Source organism: Mycobacterium montefiorense (assembly GCF_025823255.1).
Lineage (GTDB): Bacteria > Actinomycetota > Actinomycetes > Mycobacteriales > Mycobacteriaceae > Mycobacterium > Mycobacterium montefiorense.
Genome location: NZ_JACKVL010000015.1, coordinates 153,429 through 172,838 on the forward strand (window position 1 = coordinate 153,429; position 19,410 = coordinate 172,838).

Annotated in this window: 17 protein-coding genes; 11 read left to right on the forward strand and 6 right to left on the reverse strand. The window is 64.3% G+C overall.

Annotated elements, in window-relative coordinates; all coding sequences use genetic code 11:
* The first annotated feature begins 138 nt into the window (after window positions 1-138).
* The 3 genes from H7K34_RS19725 to H7K34_RS19735 all read left to right on the forward strand — a co-directional run bounded on the left by H7K34_RS19725 (window position 139) and on the right by H7K34_RS19735 (window position 3,118).
* Window positions 139-1,122, forward strand: a complete 984-nt coding sequence (locus H7K34_RS19725) for a DUF4873 domain-containing protein (RefSeq protein ID WP_264063806.1) — start codon at window positions 139-141, stop codon at window positions 1,120-1,122.
* 258 nt (window positions 1,123-1,380) lie between these two features.
* The gene (locus tag H7K34_RS19730) at window positions 1,381-2,145 is read left to right on the forward strand and encodes an STAS domain-containing protein (protein ID WP_372510816.1); all 765 of its coding nucleotides are present in this window, start codon (window positions 1,381-1,383) and stop codon (window positions 2,143-2,145) included.
* A gap of 106 nt (window positions 2,146-2,251) precedes the next feature.
* Window positions 2,252-3,118 carry an LLM class flavin-dependent oxidoreductase gene (locus H7K34_RS19735; protein WP_264063807.1) on the forward strand — a complete coding sequence of 289 codons (867 nt, stop codon included), beginning with the start codon at window positions 2,252-2,254 and terminating at the stop codon, window positions 3,116-3,118.
* Window positions 3,119-3,121: 3 nt separating this feature from the next.
* On the opposite strand, the gene H7K34_RS19740 is transcribed toward H7K34_RS19735, so the two are convergent.
* Entirely contained in the window at window positions 3,122-3,922 is an 801-nt protein-coding gene (locus tag H7K34_RS19740; protein ID WP_264063809.1) for an enoyl-CoA hydratase/isomerase family protein, read from the reverse strand.
* 83 nt (window positions 3,923-4,005) lie between these two features.
* Here H7K34_RS19740 and H7K34_RS19745 point away from each other — a divergent pair, with 83 nt between their 5' ends.
* On the forward strand, window positions 4,006-4,914 hold the full coding sequence (locus H7K34_RS19745; protein ID WP_264063771.1) for a class I SAM-dependent methyltransferase: 909 nt from the start codon (window positions 4,006-4,008) through the stop codon (window positions 4,912-4,914).
* Window positions 4,915-4,945: 31 nt separating this feature from the next.
* Here H7K34_RS19745 and H7K34_RS19750 read toward each other — a convergent pair whose 3' ends face one another.
* Together H7K34_RS19750 and H7K34_RS19755 are read right to left on the reverse strand one after the other, a co-directional pair.
* Complete coding sequence (locus H7K34_RS19750; protein WP_264063772.1) at window positions 4,946-6,877, reverse strand: fumarylacetoacetate hydrolase family protein; 1,932 nt, start codon at window positions 6,875-6,877, stop codon at window positions 4,946-4,948.
* Complete coding sequence (locus H7K34_RS19755) at window positions 6,874-9,129, reverse strand: ATP-dependent DNA ligase (protein WP_264063773.1); 2,256 nt, start codon at window positions 9,127-9,129, stop codon at window positions 6,874-6,876. Before H7K34_RS19755 ends, H7K34_RS19750 begins: the two co-directional genes overlap by 4 nt.
* Before the next feature lie 130 nt (window positions 9,130-9,259).
* Between H7K34_RS19755 and H7K34_RS19760 the strand changes: the two genes are divergently transcribed.
* The 7 genes from H7K34_RS19760 (at window position 9,260) to ku (ending at window position 16,371) form a co-directional block, all read left to right on the forward strand.
* Complete coding sequence (locus H7K34_RS19760) at window positions 9,260-10,786, forward strand: mannitol dehydrogenase family protein (RefSeq protein WP_276059863.1); 1,527 nt, start codon at window positions 9,260-9,262, stop codon at window positions 10,784-10,786.
* Window positions 10,783-11,640 carry an HAD family hydrolase gene (locus H7K34_RS19765; RefSeq protein ID WP_264063775.1) on the forward strand — a complete coding sequence of 286 codons (858 nt, stop codon included), beginning with the start codon at window positions 10,783-10,785 and terminating at the stop codon, window positions 11,638-11,640. The genes H7K34_RS19760 and H7K34_RS19765 overlap by 4 nt, the downstream gene beginning before the upstream one ends.
* 108 nt (window positions 11,641-11,748) lie before the next feature.
* The gene (locus H7K34_RS19770) at window positions 11,749-13,161 is read left to right on the forward strand and encodes a mannitol dehydrogenase family protein (protein WP_264063776.1); all 1,413 of its coding nucleotides are present in this window, start codon (window positions 11,749-11,751) and stop codon (window positions 13,159-13,161) included.
* A complete protein-coding gene (locus H7K34_RS19775) occupies window positions 13,158-14,084 on the forward strand; it encodes a carbohydrate kinase family protein (protein WP_264063777.1) in 927 nt (308 codons plus the stop codon). The genes H7K34_RS19770 and H7K34_RS19775 overlap by 4 nt, the downstream gene beginning before the upstream one ends.
* A gap of 131 nt (window positions 14,085-14,215) precedes the next feature.
* On the forward strand, window positions 14,216-14,527 hold the full coding sequence (locus H7K34_RS19780) for a hypothetical protein (RefSeq protein ID WP_264063778.1): 312 nt from the start codon (window positions 14,216-14,218) through the stop codon (window positions 14,525-14,527).
* Between the two features lie 9 nt (window positions 14,528-14,536).
* Window positions 14,537-15,292 (forward strand): GGDEF domain-containing protein, encoded by a 756-nt coding sequence (locus H7K34_RS19785; protein WP_264063779.1) that lies wholly within the window; start codon window positions 14,537-14,539, stop codon window positions 15,290-15,292.
* A 179-nt stretch (window positions 15,293-15,471) separates the two neighbouring features.
* A complete protein-coding gene (gene ku, locus H7K34_RS19790; RefSeq protein ID WP_264063780.1) occupies window positions 15,472-16,371 on the forward strand; it encodes a non-homologous end joining protein Ku in 900 nt (299 codons plus the stop codon).
* 10 nt (window positions 16,372-16,381) lie between these two features.
* On the opposite strand, the gene pstA is transcribed toward ku, so the two are convergent.
* Genes pstA through pstS form a run of 3 tightly spaced genes read right to left on the reverse strand, consistent with a single transcriptional unit; the run spans window position 16,382 to window position 19,398 of the window.
* Entirely contained in the window at window positions 16,382-17,287 is a 906-nt protein-coding gene (gene pstA / locus H7K34_RS19795) for a phosphate ABC transporter permease PstA (protein WP_264063781.1), read from the reverse strand.
* Window positions 17,284-18,255, reverse strand: coding sequence for a phosphate ABC transporter permease subunit PstC (gene pstC / locus H7K34_RS19800; RefSeq protein ID WP_264063782.1), 972 nt, complete (start codon window positions 18,253-18,255; stop codon window positions 17,284-17,286). Before pstC ends, pstA begins: the two co-directional genes overlap by 4 nt.
* A gap of 30 nt (window positions 18,256-18,285) precedes the next feature.
* Complete coding sequence (pstS, locus tag H7K34_RS19805) at window positions 18,286-19,398, reverse strand: phosphate ABC transporter substrate-binding protein PstS (protein ID WP_264063783.1); 1,113 nt, start codon at window positions 19,396-19,398, stop codon at window positions 18,286-18,288.
* Window positions 19,399-19,410: the final 12 nt, after the last annotated feature.

The following is a 19,410-nucleotide window of genomic DNA, read 5'->3' on the forward strand; positions in this document are numbered from 1 at the left end:
CTCGATAGATCACCCGTGCTCAGCTCGCGGTTCGACGACGACACCAACAGCTGGGAAGTGCGCACCGCCACGGGCGAGACGTTCGGAGGCCGGTCGGTCATCGCGGCTCACCAATTGCTCGCCGCCTGGACGCCGGAGCTGGCCGGGCGCAACGACTTTCGCGGGACCTCGTTTCACGCGGCACAGTGGCACGCCGATTTCGATCCGGCCGGCAAACACATCGCGGTTATCGGCGCCGATTCCGCCGCCGGTTATTACCTCGGGCAGCTGATTTCGGTTGCGGCCTCGGTCACCGTGTTCGCGCACACACCGCGCCGCATCGTCGCCGAGATGCCGTTTCCGGCAACCCGGGTCAAGCGCTGGCTAGGCCGCCATGCCCGAGCGGCGCTGGGCCGCCAGCAATCTCGGCCGGCGGTCGTGACATCGGCGATCAGCGCGATCACGCCGTCGGGCATCCGCACCAGCGATGGGGTCGACCACCGAGCCGACGCGATCGTCTATGGCACCGGGTTCGCCATCCACGATCAGGCTCCCGAGTTGATCGGCGCGGGCGGATTATCCATCAAACAAGCCTGGGTTGATGGGACGGAGCCATTCCTGGGCGTCGCGATTCACGGGTTCCCCAACTACTTCTTGATCACCGGGCCGGACGCCGACGCCCAAATTCACTATGTCGTCGAATGCCTCGGCTTGATGACACGCAGCGACAGCACCCGCATCGAGGTACTGCGGAGCAGCCAGCAGGTGTTTAACGAACGCGCCCATTTCCAAGCTGCTCAGCCATTTCGGGTGACATCGGCGTTCGACCTGTCATCGAACGCGCCCGCCGGCGATGACATCTACGACGGCATGGCAACTCTGACCATCGCCGGCACGTCGCATCCGGTGCGGGTGCGACTAGCCGGGCGCCTCGACCCGATCGACGGCCGTTACCACTGGCAGGGAACACTTTCTAGCTCCCCAGCCCAGCCGCTGCCGGACGGGGTGATCAAGCAGATTCGAACGGCGACGCTGACCGTCGGCGAACACAGCGTCTCGGCCCGCATCGTCGAGCAGACGCCGTGGGGCTCGCATGCGGTCGCCGGCGTGGGCGCGCCGCCCTACGCGATGACGCAATCCTGATTTCTGTGAACTGGTGGCATCGATGCCATTCAACTAACGTGAGAAGTCTCTGCCGCCGGGGGGGCGGTTCCTTATTTGGCTTGCCGAGTGGGAATTGGAGGAGCAGGACGTGGAATGCCACTACGAGACGCTCGATTCCTTTCCGACCGCGCTAGGATTCGTGTGCCCTAACCGCAATTAGGACACGCGCCCACAAACCGCTACCTCGTCGGGCGCGGTAAGCAGGGATAATGTCCTACACGGAAAGGAGTGCCTAGCGTGAGTGCGGTAGCTGAATCGCCGGGCTCGCTGGCCGTTGCGACACGGACCGACGATTCGGTCGCGGTTCTGACCGTCGGCGGTGTACTTGACGCCAGCAACTCCGGGGCGCTGCGCGAGAGCATCTCCAATGCAACCCTGCAAAAGCCGACGGCAGTCATCGTCAATGTCAGCGAACTCAAGGTGCCCGCCGAGTCGGCATGGTCGGCTTTCATCAGCGCCCACTTGCAGCTCGGCACTCAGACCAAGGTTCCGATTGTGCTGGTCAGCACGCATCGCACTACCCGCGACGCGATCACCCGCAGCGAAGTCACGCGATTCATGCCCGTCTACTCGACCGAAAAAGGGGCCATGAAAGCACTCGGCAAGCTCACTCGTCAGACCCTCCATCGCGCCGATGCCGAGCTACCCGCGAATCTGACCAGCCTGCGCGAATCACGCCGGCTGGTCCGCGAGTGGCTAACTGAGTGGAAGCAACCCGGGCTGATCCCGGTCGCGCTCGTCGTCGTCAATGTGTTCGTGGAGAACGTGCTCGAACACACCGGAAGCGTCCCAAAGATGCGGATCGAGACCGACGGCGAAACGGCGACGATTGCGGTTTCCGACGAGAGCACCTCGCCGGCCGTGCGGCTGCCGTCGCCGGATAAGGGCATCGATGTGTCCGGTTTGGCGATCGTCGATGCGCTATCTCGTGCGTGGGACAGCACCCCGACCGCGTCGGGCAAGACAATCTGGGCCGTTATCGGCCCCGAAAACCAGCTGTAACCGGCCACGTCACCCCGCCGCGGGAGTTGTGCGAGGACCCGCCCGCAAGTCAAACTAGAACACGTTCTAGTGTCGTGTGACGGCCCCCACAGGAAGGCGGATGGACGTGCGGTTCACCTATGCAGAGGCGATGACCGACCACAGGTACTACATCCCGCTGGCACAGGCTGCCGAGGCGGCCGGGTACCACGCGATGACGATCGCCGATAGCATCGCCTACCCCTTCGAATCCGACTCCAAGTACCCGTACACACCGGACGGCAATCGCGAGTTCCTGGACGGCAAGGAGTTCATCGAAACCTTCGTGCTGACAGGGGCTTTGGGCGCGGTGACGACGAAGCTGCACTTCAACTTCTTCGTCCTCAAGCTGCCGATCCGGCCACCGGCGCTGGTGGCCAAGCAGATCGGATCGTTGGCCGCGTTGACCAACAATCGGGTGGGCTTCGGGGTCGGCACCAGCCCGTGGCCGGAGGACTACGAGCTGCTGGGCGTCCCATTCGCCAAGCGCGGCAAGCGCATGGACGAATGCATCGAGATCATCCAGGGCCTCACCAGCGGCGACTACTTCGAATTCCACGGCGAGTTCTACGACATCCCCAAGACGAAGATGACGCCGGCTCCGACCGAGCCGATCCCGATACTGATCGGCGGGCACGCCGACGCGGCACTGCGCCGCGCGGCCCGGCTGGACGGCTGGATGCACGGCGGCGGCGACCCAGAAGAACTCGACGGATTGATCGCCAAGCTCAAGCGGTACCGCGAGGAAGCGGGCAAGACCGGCCCGTTCCAGATTCACGTGATCTCGGTCGACGGCTTCAGCCTTGACGGCGTCAAGCGACTCGAGGACAAGGGCGTCACCGACGTGATCGTCGGTTTCCGAATTCCCTACGTCATGGGCAACGACACCGAGGCGCTGGACGTCAAGATCCGCAACCTCGAGATGTTTGCCGAGAACGTGGTCGCTAAGGCCTAGCCGTCACAGCGGATCCCAGTTGGGGGCCCGCTTCTCCATGTGAGCCTTGGCCGCCTCCACCGGGTTGTTGGTGAAACCGCTGAGGATCTGAGTACGGTTCTCGATCTCGATGGCATGCCGCAAACTGGGTGCGTCCAAGGCCGCATTGAGGCCAATCTTGGTCTGCCACACGCCATAAGCGTTGTTCTCGGCTATCTCGCGGGCTTTGCGCAAAGCGGCTGGCATCAGATCCTCCGGCACCACCACCTCGTGCACCAGCTTGATGCGATAAGCCTCGTCCGCGTCGATGATGCGCCCGGTCAGCATTAGCTCGCGAGCCGCGCCGGCACCGACGATTTTCGGCAACAGGTAGCTGGTGCCCATGTCCATCGACGAGAAGCCGGCCTTGATGAAGACCGAGCCGAAACGGGCCTGGACGGATGCCACCCGGATGTCGGCGACCAACGTGAACGCCAGTCCACCGCCGACGGCGACGCCGTTGACCGCCGCGATCACCGGGATGTCCAGTTCGTAGATCCGGGTGTAGAGGTTGGCCAGCCGGACCTGAGCGTCGTAGTTGATTTTGAACGACGGGGTGTCCGGACTGGCCGGCTGGGTCCAGGCCTGGCCGGTGCCGCTCAGATCGGCCCCGGCGCAGAAGCCGCGTCCGGCGCCGGTGATGATCGCGACCCGGTATTGGCCGCTGCTGAGCACGTCCAGGGCGGCGTCCACACCGTCGATCAACGACCCGTCGATCGCGTTGAGACGCTCCGGGCGGTTCAGGGTGATACACGCGATGTTGTCCTCGAGAGTTACCAATTCCACTGCAGGCATATCGAAACCGTATGCGACGTCGTTATTTGTCGGTGAGGCACACCGTGTTTTGACTCAATACCAAGGGAGAAACCATGGCACGAAACGAGATTGACACCTGGGACTTGGCCAGCAGCGTGGGTGCCACCGCCACCCTGGTCGCCGCCGCACGCGCGGCCGCGACCAAGCGTCCGCAGCCGGTGATCAGCGATCCGTTTGCCGAGCCGCTGGTACGCGCCGTCGGTATCGACCTGTTCAACCGCGTGGCCAACGGCGAGTTCGACGACGATGACAGCGCACTGGGCATCCCGCGGATGACCGACACGTTCGCCGCCCGCACCCGGTTCTACGACGACTACTTCACCCAAGTCACCGATGCGGGCATCCGACAGGTCGTGATCGTCGCCGCCGGTCTGGACAGCCGCGCCTACCGGCTTGCCTGGCCGGCCGGGACCACGGTGTACGAGATCGACCAACCGGAGGTGATCGAGTTCAAGACCTCGACGCTGGCCAAGATCGGCGCGAAAGCCACCGCCGAACACCGCACCGTCGGCATCGACCTTCGCGAAGATTGGCCGGCCGCAGTGCAAGCCACCGGTTTTGACGCCGCCCAGCCAACCGCGTGGCTCGCCGAGGGAGTGCTCATCGGATTCCTGCCGCCGCAGGCCGAGGTTCGGCTGCTGGACAACATTACTGCGCTGAGCGCCAAAGGCAGCCGCCTGGCCGCCGACCATGGATCGGTCATTGGATCTCCGGAGGACTCCCAGCAACAGGCGCAACAGATCACCGACGCCCTGGGGCGGCATGGATTCGAGTTAGATTACGCCGAGTTGATCTACCCCGGGGAACACACCGATGCCGCCGCACACCTGCACGGCCGCGGGTGGGACGTGCTCAGGTTCCAGCTCACGGATCTCTTGACCGGCGCAGGTCTGCCGGAACTGCAGACGGCCGATCAGCGGGGTCCAGCAAAAAACGTCGGCTTCGTGACTGCCGTGTTGTAGTCGCGAGTGTGCCCAGGGCGCCAGCGCATCCTCAGCCGCGTTTGGCCAACCACTCGGCCTGCATCACCAGTAATGCCATCGTCTCCAATTGCGGTGTGTCCGGGTCGAGTTCGCGATAGCGCTGGTAGACGTTGACTACCACTCGCTCGGCGTCCAGCCAGTTGGCGTACTCACCCAGATCGATGGTGTCCGCGGCTTCGGCCCACGACAGCCCCTTGTCATAGCAAGCCTTGGTTTGCTCGGCAACATGCGCGAGATAGCCGCGCACGGCGCGGATCCCGTCCGGATCGGTAACCGGGCCGTGCCCGGGCACCACCGTCGGGGCATCCAGCGCGATCATCGCATCGCAGGCAGCAATCCAGTTGGCGATCGGGCCTGCCCACACAATCGGGGTGCAGCCGATGAACAGCAGATCACCGCCGAACAGCACCCCGGCATCGGGTACGTGCACCACGGAGTCCGCCGCGGTGTGCGCGGGACCCAGGTTCAGCAGCTCGATCCGCCGGCCGCCGACCTCGATGGACAGGTCGCGGTCGAACGTTAGGTCGGCGTTGCGCACCTGGATGCCGCTGAAGTCAAAGTGCCCGAACCGGTCTCGCGTGTAGGGAGTCGCGATCGGACCGAGATTGGCGGTCTGCACCATGGCCAGCATCTCGGGCGCCATTCCGTGTTCGATCTCGTCAGCGGTGCCCTGCGCGGCGATGATGCGCACCGACGCGTCGAGCAGTTGATTGCCGTGGGTGTGGTCGCCGTTCGAGTGGGTGATCAACGCGTCGGTGATCGCCGCGCGCTCGGTGAACGGCCGCATCGCGGCGAGCATTTCGCGGGTCAGCGCGAGGTCGAACAGCGTGTCCACCAGCAATGAGGCGCCGTCGCCACTGACCAGTCCGGCGTTACTCCAGCCATAGCCACCGTCCGGCAGCGTCCACGCCCAGACCCGGTCGCCGACCTCGTGCAGCCCACGGGTGTAAGGCACTCGTGCGGGCGCGCGGTTGACGCGGACCGACGCGGGTGCGGCCTGCGGATTGGGCCGGGGTGCCAGCCGGTGCGGCGGGTTGCTCGCACGAACGGTTTGCCGGGTCACCCCCAGGCCCTGCACCCGCAACGTGACGACGTCGCCGTCGCGCAGCCATCCGGGGAACGACTCCGGCCCTGCGAGGCTGAGGTGCTCTACCAGCGTGCAGGTAGGCACCGTGCCCGACCCGACGACGTCGCCGGGTGCGAGCTGCACACCACGCGAGATATAGGAGATGACTTCGCCGAAGCTCCAATCCATCTGGGCGGTGGAACCCGACCCGATCTCCTTGTCGTTGACCAGTGCGCTCACCTGTAGGTCAAGTTTGCCGTCACGGCGGTACGGCTCGAGTTCATCGGGTGTGACCAGGTAGGGACCGAGCGTAACTCCGCTATCCTTTCCCTTGCCCTGCCCGATCGCCAACTGGGTTTCCAGCTGCTGCAGGTCTCGTGCCGACCAATCGTTGAAGATCGTGTAGCCGATGATGGCCTGTTCGGCCTGCTCAACCGTCAGGTCTTTACCGCATGTCCCGATGACAGCGGCGATCTCCAATTCGAAGTCCTGCCAAGCACTTCCAGGCGCCATCGGCGCATCGTCGTAAGGCCCCAGAACGGTTGCCGGACAAGCGAAATAGAAGGCCGGGATGCGATACCAGGTATCGCTGAGTATCCGCCCGGCGCCCACGGCGGCCTGGCAATTGCGCATGTGGTCCAAAAAGCACAGGGAATCCCGGATCGACGGCGGTCGCGGGATGGGCGCCAGCAGCGTCACGTCGCCCAGACGCACCGGCTCGCAACGGCTTGCCTGCTCGCCGGCTTCGCGCAGCCCGTCGGCGCCGCGCCCGAGCAGATCGAGCAGCGTCACACCCGGTGGCATCGGGTGGATCACGTCGCCAGAGAGCGCCCCGGTCCGTTCGCCGTCAGCACCTCGAAATGTCACCCATTTCATTCGCGCACCACCTCACTTGGCGACTTGTCAGGCCGCAACCCACGCCAACTCGGTTGGCGCAAACGATCATCCGGAGTCCGCTCGCTGTAGCGCACCTCGCCGACCAGAACCGGCTTGACGAATGTGACGCCCTTGGCGTCGCGCGGCGGCAGCCTGGCCTCGAACGGCGATTCGTCGGTGTGCAGCCCAGCCAGCGTCTTTTTCAGGTTGGCCAGGTCGCGTTCGGTGAAGCCGGTGCCGACCCTGCCGACGAAGTGCAGGCCGTCCTTGCCGGGAATGCCGACCATCAACGAGCCGATGCCGCTGGTGCGGCCGCCTTCGCCGGCTTTCCAGCCACCGATCACGACTTCCTGGGTGTTCCAATGCTTGTCTTTGACCCAGGATGCCGAGCGCCTGCCGGGCTGATAGGTGGCGTCGCGCCTCTTGGCAACCACGCCCTCCCAGCCGTGCTGACGCGAATGCTCGAGTGCGTCGGCACCGTCCCCCGGTAGCAACTCGGGAACGATGAGACTGCTTGCGCTGCCGAGGGTTTCCAGCAATCGACGGCGATCGGCATATTTGGCCCGCAGCAGCGAGCGGCCGTCCAGGCAGACCAGGTCGAACGCCCAGAACTCGATGCGGGTGGCGCGATTGCGGTTCTGCATTTCGTTGAAACTGGGCACCCCGGATTTGTCCAACGCTACGATCTCGCCGTCGAGCACCACATAGTGGTCGGCGAGATCTTCTGCCAGCGAACGCAATTGCGGATACTCTTTGGTGACGTCCCGGCCGCTTCTGGACCGCACCCGCGCGCTGCCCCGGTCCGCCTCGATCAGCAGCCGGTAGCCGTCCCACTTCCCCTCGAACGCCCACTGGCCGGCTTTTAGGTTTGCCACCGAACCATGCGTGGCAAGCATCGGAGCGATCTCGTCGAACTCGAAGACCTTCTGGTCTTTCATTCGGTGGGCCAGCCATTGGTCACCGTTGGTTTGAATCAGCGCGTAGCGACCGGAAATTCGGCTGCCATGCAGATTCACGATGACCTCGTCATCGCGAAATTTCTCGGCGTCGTAGGTTCCGGAATCCCAGATGACCACCTTGCCGGCCCCGTATTCCCCTTTGGGAATGCTGCCCTCGAACGTGCCGTATTCGAGCGGATGATCTTCGGTGTGCACCGCGAGGTGATTCACCGACGTCGTCGCGGGCAGGTTTTTCGGCACTGCCCATGACACCAGCACGCCGTCTTTTTCCAGCCGGAAGTCGTAGTGCAGCCGGCGGGCATGGTGCTCCTGGATGACGAACGTATTCCCCTGACCTGCAGCGGGTTTAGCATGGGGTACCGGTTCAGGCGTCTTCGCCGCGTCGCGCATGCTGCGGTATTTGGTCAACCGATCCGCGACGGGTGCATCGGTGTCCAGCGGTGCCAGCAGGTCGCCGTCCCGGGCGACCCGGGCCAGCACCTCGTCGTAGCGCAGCTGCGCCAGTGCCGGGTCGTCGAGTTCCTCCCAGCTGCGCGGCGCCGCGACGGTGGGTTGTTCCCGGCCGCGCAGCGAGTAGGGCGCGATCGTGGTCTTCGATCCGCTGTTCTGGCTCCAATCCAGGAATACCTTGCCCGTGCGCACACTCTTGGTCATTGTCGCGGTAACCAACTTGGGCATTGCTTTTTCTAGTTGCTGGGCAACACGTTTCGCCAACACCGTGGCACCGGTGCTGCTTACCGGCTCGTCCAGTGGCGCATAGAGATGCAGGCCCTTGCTGCCGCTGGTGAGCGGGAAGATGGTCAGCCCGATATCGGCGATCAGGTCGCGCACCGCGCGAGCCACCTCAGCCAGTCGAGCCATCGTGACGCCCTCACCCGGGTCCAGGTCGAACACCAATCGTGTTGCCGGGCCGGGCTTGCGTTCTTCGGCCTTGCCGCGGGTCCACTGCGCGACGAACCGCCACTGCGGTACGTGTACCTCCAGCGCCGCCTGCTGCGCGATCCAGGCCAGTGCATCGACGCTGTCGATGATCGGGTACGTGGTGGTTCCGGAGCGGTGCGTCACGCTGGCGCGAGACAGCCAGTCGGGGGCTGAGGACGCCAGCTGCTTTTCGAAAAACGAAGACTGCTCAACGCCATTCGGCCAGCGCTTACGGGTGGCCGGACGCCCGGCGATGTGCGGGACCATCACCTCGGCGATATCGAGGTAATAGTCGAAGATGTCGGCCTTCGTGGTGCCGGTCACAGGGTAGAGCACCTTTTCGGGGTTGGTCAGTTTGACCCGCGGTGCCATGAGAGTCAACCTACGCGTTTCTGCGGTGTCAACTGCTCTGACCACCGACAATCGTCGTCGGGGTGGATTTATTTGTGACAAGAGCCACGAAGGCGTTATGCCGGCCGCCAACTCTGGGCACAGACAGACAATGTTTGATGTCATTCCTCCCCCCTGGCGTCCAAAAAGCGGCGTTCCTCTGAGCGACGCGACACTACAACTGCATTCGCACCGAGTTGACGTGCCCACTTACGACAGGTCAGCCCTACAGCGGGGTGTCGTACACATCGGCGCCGGCAACTTCCACCGCGCACATCAGGCCGTCTACTTCGACGACCTTGCCCGCGCGGGCATTTCTGATCGTTGGGGCGTCACCGGCGTCAGCCTGCACTCCCCCGACGTCAAAGACTTGCTGTCGGCACAAGATGGGCTGTACACCGTGGTACAGCGCGGCCATGACCGCCAAACCGCCCGCGTGGTCGGTTCGATCGGCTCCGTGCATTACGCGCCGAATGATGGCGCAGCGGTGCGCGCCGCCCTGGCCGATCCGCAGACCCGCATTGTCAGCCTGACGATCACCGGCAACGGATACTTCCTGAATCCGGTCACCGACGAATTCGACGCCGAGGACCCAGACGTGCGCGCCGACCTCGTCGCGTCCGATGGCTATGCCACCGCGTGGGGATATCTGGCCGAAGCTCTCGACTACCGCCGCCGCGCGGGTGTCGCGCCGTTCACCGTGCTCTGCTGCGACAACATTCCCGGCGACACCCAGCCGGCGCGAACCGCGCTGGTGTCGTTCGCCGCGTTGAAGGACCCCGGGCTGGCCCGCTGGATCGACACGCATGTCGCGTTCCCGTCGACCATGGTCGATCGCATCACCCCGCAGACCTCCAAGTCGGAGCGCAAGTTTGTCGAGCAGACATTCGGTGTCGCCGACAAATGGCCGGTCGTGACCGAGCCGTATCGCCAATGGGTGATCGAGGATTCCTTCAGCAATGGGCGGCCGCCACTTGACTTGGTCGGTGCCGAATTCGTTGCCGATGTCAGCGACCACAAGCTGATCAAGACCCGCCTGCTCAACGGAACCCATATCGCGCTGACGTGTCTGGCCACACTGGCCGGTTACCGGCGCACCGACGAAGCGATGGGAGATCGCGTCCTGTTCGATTACGTCGAGAAGCTGCTGAGCGACGAAATTCAGCCACTGCTGCCCGCTATCCCCGGGATGAACACCCCGGGGTACCGGGGCACCCTGCTCGATCGGCTCAGCAATCCCCGGATGAGCGACCAATTGTCGCGGCTGGCGCGGCGGGGAACGAGCAAAATCGCGTCGTTTGTCCTGCCCTCCCTGCACGAGGCGATCGCGCAGCGCAGGCCGCACACGCTGCTGATGTTGGCTGTTGCCGGCTGGGCCCGCTACATGCGCGGCCACGACCTCGAGGGACGAAAGCTGCGCCTGGAAGACTCGCAGGCGATACCGGTGGTTAGGTTGGCCAATATGGCAAGCAGCAACCCCGATCCGCTGTTGGGGCATGAGATGTTCGCCGAGGTGCGCGCGGTTCCCGGTTTTGCGGAGCGGCTGGGCGACATGATCGCGGATATCGACGATCGCGGTGTGGTGCCCACGCTGCGCGACGCGATGCGCAACGACGAGCGGGAGTTGGTGGCGCGATGAACTCCGGCTTCAGCTTTGTGCGCGAATTCGACCCGGCGTCGATCACTACCTTGCTCTGCGACGCCGATGACAACCTGTTCGGATCGGAGCGGCCGGCGTTCGACGCATCGACCGACGTGACGAATCGTTTCCTGGCCAGGTTCGGCGTGAGCGCGCCACTCAGCTCTGAGGAGCTGCGTAAGCGGGCTGTCGGGAAGAACTTCCGCACCACCGCTCTCGATCTGGCGGTGCAGTGTGAACTGCCGCTCGATCAGACCCTGGCCCAGGATCGTCCCGGGGCAGTAGTCGCCGCTGCCGGCGACCTGGCGAGCAGCAACGCGTTGGCCGCCGACGAACTCGAGCAATGGGTCCGCGAAGAGCGCGAACGGGTCACCGCTCATTTGGGGGCCACCCTGACACCGGATCCGCAGGTGCTGGAACCGTTGGCCGACCTCGCGGAGCATTACGCTCTCGCGGCGGTCAGTTCCAGCGCAACCAAGCGTCTGCGTGCCTGCTTCATTGCCACCGGCCTCGACTCGCTGTTACCGGAAGCTGTGACCTTCAGCGCGGAGGATTCTTTGGCGGCGCCGACAAGCAAACCTGACCCCGCGGTGTATCTGCATGCCGGCCAGGTGCTGGGCGTCGCAGCGCACCAAGGGCTGGCCATCGAAGACTCGGTGGCCGGCGTGACTTCCGCGGTCGCGGCGGGCTACGCCACCGTCGGTAACCTGATGTTCGTCCTATCCGACGAACGGGATTGCCGCCGTGCAGAATTGATTGAGGCCGGTGCCATCGCGATCACCGATTCGTGGCGCGCTCTCGCCGATGTCCTGCTGTTGTCTGCCGTGCCGGCTGGAGATTCCCCACGCACATAGGGCGACCGGCCAAACCGCTGGGCGTGAAGCCCACGGTCGTCGTACCGTCGAGAGGTGGCTGCGAGCCCGGGTGCGATCCGGGCGGCGGCCCCGCGAAGGAGGTGCCCAATGGCGGCTAGCGCGATAGATCTGAACAACGCGTCGCTCGCCAAACTGCCGATCGACGCACCGAAATACGATCGCGGCAGCGTCAGCGTCGGCATTGCGCACATCGGCGCCGGTCACTTCCACCGGGCGCATCAGGCCGCATACATCAACCTGCTGCTGCAGCAAGGCCTGGCGCAGGAGTGGGGCATCTGCGGGGTAGGCGTGATGCCCGCCGACTGGACCATGCGCGACGTCCTCAATGGTCAGGACGGGCTCTACACGCTGATCCTGGAAAACCCCGACGGCAGCCGGGATGCACAGGTGATCGGTTCGATCATCGACTACCGCTACGCCCCCGACGATCCGGAGGCAGCGTTGGAGCTGCTCGCCGCGGGTTCCACGCGAATCATTTCGCTGACCATCACCGAGGGCGGGTATCGCGATCCCGATGGGCCCGCGTTCGCGTTGATCACCCAGGCGCTCGCCAGGCGCCGCGACCGCGGAATCCCCGCGCCCACGATCGTCTCCTGCGACAACATCGAGAACAACGGTGAGGTCGCTAGGCGTACGGTGCTCGCAAGTGCCGAACGCATGGATCCGGGGTTGGCCGAGTGGGTCGCGCAGCACGCCCGATTCCCGAGTTCGATGGTCGATCGCATCACTCCGGCAACGACTTTGGAGATGGCCGCAGAAGTGCGACGCGACTTCGGCGTCAACGATCGGTGGCCGGTGGTGGCCGAGCCGTTCAGTGCCTGGGTGCTCGAGGACGACTTCGCCGACGGCCGGCCGCCGCTGGAGCAAGCGGGCGTGCTGGTGGTCGACGATGTCCGCCCGTACGAGCTGATGAAGCTGCGGCTGCTCAACGCGGGTCATCAGTGCCTGTGCTACTTCGCCCATCTTTGCGGCTTCGAGTTCGTCCACGAAGCGGCGCAGGATCCGTTGTTCGCCAAGTTCTTACTCTCCTACTTCGACAACGAGGCCATCCCGACGCTCCCGCCGGTGCCCGGGATCGACCTGCACGAGTACGGCCGCACGCTGGTCGAGCGGTTCGCCAACCCCGCGGTGCGCGACACCGTCTCGCGGCTGTGCGCCTACTCGTCGGATCGCATCCCGAAATGGCTGTTCCCCGTTATCTGCGACAACCTGGCCAGTGACGGGCCGGTTCAAATGGCGTCGGCAGCGGTGGCCAGCTGGGCCCGCTACGCCGAGGGTGTCGACGAGTGGGGCGAGCCCTACGAGGTGTTGGACCAGCTGGCGGATTCGCTCATCCCGATCGCCCGGTCGCAGCACGAGAACGCATGCGCGTTCATCGAGATCACTGCGGTGTTCGCGGACCTGTCCCACCAGCACCGGTTCGTTGAGGCCTACCGCTGGGCGCTGGATTCGTTGCACCGCAAGGGAGCTCGGGCGACATTGGAGGCTTTAGTGCGATGACCCGCGGGCTGGTGATCGGCGAGTCGCTGATCGATATCGTCGAGGACGACGAACACGTCGGCGGTAGTCCGCTGAACGTCGCCGTCGGACTCGGCCGGCTGGGCCGCGACGTCGACTTCCTGACCCACATCGGCGACGATGCGCACGGTCGGCGTGTCGTCGACTATGTCAAAGCGTCTGGCGCACAGCTTGTTCCGGGAAGTGTGACCGCCGCCCGCACCCCGACCGCAGCGGCGACGATCGCCGACGACGGGTCGGCCACCTATACCTTCGATCTGGACTGGCAGTTGTCCGGCACTCCTGAAGTGCCACCGCCGTTGTTCGTGCACACCGGGTCCATCGCGGCCGTACGCGAGCCCGGGTGCTTGGCGGTCGCGGCGCTGCTCGACGCCTACCGGGTGTCGGCCACGGTCACGGTGGATCCCAACGTGCGGCCCTCGCTGATCGCCGACCGCGATTTGGCTCGCACGCGTCTCGAGCAGCTCGTCGAGCGCAGCGACATCGTCAAGGTCAGCGACGAAGATCTGCGCTGGATCGACCCCGATTACGAGCCGGAGCAAACAGCGCGAGCGTGGCTGGCGTTGGGCCCGGCGATCGTCGCGGTGACGAGGGGCGAACGGGGTTGTCTGGCGTTCTGCGCGGCGGGCGAGGCGCACGTGGCCGCCAAGCAGGTCCGGGTGGCCGACACCATCGGCGCCGGCGACGCGTTCATGGTCGGCCTGCTCGACGCGCTCTGGGAAATGGACCTGCTCGGAGGCGACCGGCGGCCCGCCCTGGCCCGGGTCCGGGTCGAAGAACTGACCGCGGCATTGGAGGCAGCCGGCCTGGTGTCGGCACTGACCGTCGGACGCGCCGGCGCCGATCTACCCGACCGAGCTGCCCTGCGCGCTCAATCACCTTCTAGCCCAAGTAGTTTCGGGTAGTACCCGGGCGGCCGCGGGGACGAATTCGAGCGTAAAAGTCGGCTCGTTGGGCGGCAGCGCTACATTGACCCTGGATGGACAGCGGTCGCCGGCATCGGATGCGGCGAACACCAGGAGGTATGGACGAGTCCGTGGCAAAGCAGCCAGACCAGTTCGACTGGATCAGTGCCTACCTGGACGGTCACGGCCTTCTGAACCCGTGGCGCAAGATATCGGCCGTCTTCATCGCCGCATTCGCGGTCGAACCGCTCATCATGCTCTGCAGCCCGGCCGGACCTGCACATTCGGTGACTCGCTCGGTGACAATCGTGGCATCGACACTCGGCGTCGCCGGCGCGACTCTGCGGTTGAAACGGTGGCCGAACCGACGTCAGTCGAGTCTTTGGTTGTTCATCGCAATGGCGGGCATCGCAGCGGCGCTCTTGACGCTGTCCAACCCCTAGGTGGGGTTGATGGGATGCACGACTTTCGCAATCCTGAGTGGCTACATCGCCTATTTCCATGCCTTTAGCTACGTGCTTGCCAACTTCGCCGTGGCCATGACATGCGTGGTGGTTCTGTCGTGTCGAATTATCGCGGCCACCGGCGACATTGCGCTGACCGCCGGTTCCCTGATCGTCGTGATAGGACTCAACATCGGTGTGCCACTCGGCATGCAGTCGCTGGTGCACACACTACGAACGGACCTGCAAAGCTCCGGCCGCGATCCGCTCACCGGCCTGCACAATCGGCGCTCCTTCAACAACTCGGCGTACGAACTGATCAGGGTTCATCGCAGCATGCCCGGCTCATATCTGGTGGTCGCGGTCATCGATCTCGACGACTTCAAGCGACTGAACGATACGCACGGCCACGCCACGGGCGATCAGGCACTGGTCGCCGTCGCCGCGGCGCTTCAGGCGAGCTGTCGCGCCACGGCCGTGATCGGCCGGTCGGGTGGAGAGGAATTTGTGGTCGCCGACATCAAGGCCACACCCGACCCGGGGAGGATGGCCGAACGGATTTGCGATGCCATCGCCGCAATACCCTTTCAGATCACCGCGAGCATCGGCACTTCCAGCGCCGCGCTCGGCGCCGGTCCGATCACCCCGGGTTTGGAACTCATCGACGATCTGATCAGGACTTCGGACGCCGCCATGTATCAGGCCAAACGCGCCGGAGGCAATCAGGTTCGCCACTATTCCGGGGAGCCACCCCCGCTCGCGTGACCGCCGGAGTTGCTGGCTGTCCTTGCCTGATCAGATTGACCGTCAACGAGTTTCGCTGATGGTTCGCGACAAGAATCGCTAGCCGGCCCGCCCACCGCCGGCTGCGCAATAGCCGCTCAATCCCAGCTCACGGACCTGTCAAGCTGTTTTGCTGGCGGTGGTATGGGCATACTGAATTCATGCGCTCCATCTGGAAGGGTTCGATCGCGTTCGGACTGGTCAATGTGCCGGTCAAGGTGTACAGCGCCACCGAGGACCACGACATCAAGTTTCATCAGGTGCACGCCAAGGACAACGGCCGCATCCGCTACCAGCGGACCTGCGAGGTGGACGGCGAGGTCGTCGAATACCGGGACATCGCCCGGGCCTACGAATCCGACGACGGCCGGATGGTGGTGATCACCGACGACGACATCTCCACTTTGCCCGAGGAACGCAGCCGCGAAATCGAAGTGCTGGAATTTGTCCCGGCCAGCGAGGTCGATCCGATGATGTTCGACCGCAGCTATTTCCTGGAGCCTGATTCGAAGTCGTCCAAATCGTATGTATTGCTCGCCAAGACACTGGCCGAGACCGATCGCATGGCGATCGTCCATTTCACGCTGCGCAACAAGACCCGGCTTGCGGCGTTGCGCGTGAAGGACTTCGGCAAACGTGACGTCATGGTGGTGCACACCTTGCTGTGGCCCGACGAGATTCGCGATCCCGACTTTCCGGTGCTGGACAAGAAGGTTGAGATCAAGCCCGCGGAGCTGAAGATGGCTGGGCAGGTGGTGGAGTCGATGGCCGAGGACTTCAACCCAGACCGCTACCGGGACACCTACCAGGAGCAGCTGCAGGAGCTTGTCGACGCCAAACTTGAAGGCGGAGAGGCATTTACCACTGAGGAGAAGCCCAAGGAGCTGGACGAGACCGAAGACGTCTCCGATCTGCTCGCCAAGCTGGAGGCCAGTGTGAAAGCCCGCTCCGGTGCCGCAACGGCACCGACCAAGAAGACGGCCGCCAAAAAAGCCCCCGCCAAAAAGACCGCCGCGAAAAAGACGGCCGCCAAGAAGTCGCCCGCCAAAGCACGATCCTGATCGTGCGCCGCTAGTCCCGTCGCTGGGTCGCCAGGAACCGAAATGCCCCGGCTAAGAGGTTGATCGCGGCAACCATGATGATCAGCGTGAGCGCCGCGCCCCAGATCCGCAGAAATCCCGCATGCTCTGGATTGCTGAGTTCGGTGTAGATCAGCAGCGGCAGTGAGGCCATGTTGCCGTGCAAGATATCGAGATTGATCGAGCGGCTGTACCCGACCAGGATCAGCACCGGCGCCGTCTCGCCGATCACGCGCGCGACAGCCAGCAGGACGCCGGAGATGATGCCCGGCATCGCAATCGGGAATACAATCCGCACAATGGTTTTCCACTTCGGAACACCCAACGCGTAACTGGCTTCCCGCAGTTCGTCGGGCACCAACCTCAGCATCTCCTCGGCGGAGCGCACCACGACAGGCAGCATCAGCAACACCAGCGCCAGCGCCACGGCCAACGCACTCTGCTGGAACTGCAATGTGGCGATCCACAGACTGAAGATGAACAGCACCGCCACGATCGAGGGAACGCCGGCCAGCACGTCGACCATGAAGGTGGTCACCCGCGCCAACCGTCCCGAACCGTATTCCACGAGATACACCGCAGTCATCAAACCCAGCGGCACCGCCAGCACAGTGGCCACTCCCGCCTGCACCATCGTCCCGTACAGGGCGTGGTAGACACCGCCGGCGAACTCCTCGGGGAGCACCCCGCGCAACGAATGCGTCCACCAACCCGGCCGGACGACGGCATACCCACCGCGTTCGATCACCACCAATAGCAACCAGACCAGCGGCACCAGGGCGACACCGAACGAGGCGAAGAAAAGCATTGTCGCAGCGTGGTTTTTGACCTTCCGTCGCAGGCTGAGCGGTTGCAACGTCGTGGCTTTGACCGGCAGGCGCAGTATTTCGGCGGTCATGCGTTGACCTTTCCTCCAGCGATCGCGCGGGCGGCCGCGTTGACCACGAACGTCACTACGAACAGCGCGAATCCCGCCGAGATGTAAGCACCGGTCGGCAACGGCTCACTGAATTCGGACGCCGCGGAGGCGATCTTCGAGGCAAACGTGTAGCCGCCGTCGAACAATGACCAATTGCCCGGGCGGGCGGCCGCGCGCAAGATGATCAACACCGCAACGGTTTCGCCGAGTGCGCGGCCCAAGCCCAGCATTGAGGCCGCGACGACACCGCTACGCCCATAGGGCAGCACGGTCATTCGCACTACCTCCCATCGCGTGGCGCCGAGTGCCTGGGCGGCCTCCATCTGGATGCGCGGGGTCTGGCGGAATGCTTCTCGTGCTACCGAGGTGATGATCGGCAGGATCATCACCGAAAGCACGATCCCGGCCGTGAAGATGGTGCCGCCACCGGCCAAGGACACGTTGCCGTGCTTGAACAGAAAGATCCAGTCCAGGTTGCGATTCAAGAACTCGGCTACCGGCTCGAGTTTGGGCGCCAGCACGAAGATGCCCCACAGCCCGAAGATGATCGACGGTACTGCGGCCAGCAGGTCAACCATCGCGGCGAATGGGCGCGCCAGTCGCGCCGGCGCGTATTGGGTTAGGAACACCGCGATCCCGACAGCAACCGGCACAGCCAACACCAGCGCGGTCATCGAACTCAGCGCAGTGACCATCAGCAAGTCGTGGATGCCGAAAGCCAACTCCGCGACGTCGCTGGTATCGAATTCGTTGCTGGTAAAGAAATTTGCGTGGTTCACCCGCAACGCCGGGATTGCGCGAAGCAACAGGAATATCGCGATCAGCACGATCGCGATCACGATCGTCGAGCCGGCGGCGGCGGCGATCGAGGCAAATATTCGATCGCCGCGCCGCACTGCGCGTGGGTTAATGGCTGTCAGGGCAGCCTTTGCCCCCGACGGACTCACTCACAGCCCTTCGGACACCACGACCTCAGGTCACGAGATGGCGTTGACAGCAGCCGACAACCTCGAGCCGAAGGCGTCCGGAATCGGAATGTATCCGTTGTCCGCCAAGCCATTCTGACCGCCAGTGATGGTGCTCTGCATAAATGCCTTCACGGCAGGGCCGACCTGGGAGTCGGGATACTTCGAGCACACAATCTCGTACGTCGCCAATACGATTGGGTACGCGCCGGCCTGGCTAGGCCGGTAGAACGAAATCGTATCGAGGACCAGGTCGTTGCCCTGGCCGATGATCGAGGCCCCGGCAATCGTCTTGCCTACCGAGTCGGCGCTGATCGCCACCGGGTCCGGACCCGCTGACGTGACGACCTTGGCCATGTTCAGGTGTTGCGCCTGAGCGAACGACCATTCGTTGTAAGTGATGGAGCCCTCGGTGGCTTTGACGGCGGCGCTGGTGCCGTCGTTGCCCTTGGCGCCCTCGCCGACACCGCCGTTGAACTTCTTGCCGACGCCCTTGCCCCAGCCGCCGTTGGAAGCGGCGTCGAGATATTTCTGGAAGTTGTCCGTCGTCCCGGACTCGTCGCTGCGGAATACCACGTGAATCGGCTCGCCCGGCAAAGTCGCACCGGAATTGAGCGCCTGGATCGCAGGATCGTTCCACGTGGTGATACCGCCGTTGAAGATCTTCGCCAGGGTGGGACCGTCGAGGTTCAGCGACGTCACTGCGTTGATGTTGAAGGTGACCGCGATCGGGCCGAACACGGTGGGCAGGTTCCACGCCGGGGAGCCGCAGCGCTGTTGCGCAGCCGCATACTCGTCGTGGCTCAGCGGCGAGTCCGAGCCACCGAAATCTGTTTGCTTGCCGTTAAATTCGTGGATGCCGGCGCCCGATCCGTTGGGCGTGTAGTTCAATGTCTGCCCCGGGCAAGCCTGCTCGAATGCCTTGACAAAGCGCGTCATCGCGTTGGCCTGGGCGGTCGACCCGCTTGCCTTCAGCGTCTTGGTACCACCGCAGGTCACCTTCCCCGATGGCGCGCCGGTCGTCGTGCTCCCCCCAGTCGCGTTGTTGTCACTGCCACATCCCGAGATGACGAATGTTCCAGCAGCCAACGCTGTGACCAAGCCACCAAACCGGTTGAGTTTCAATTCAGTTCCTCA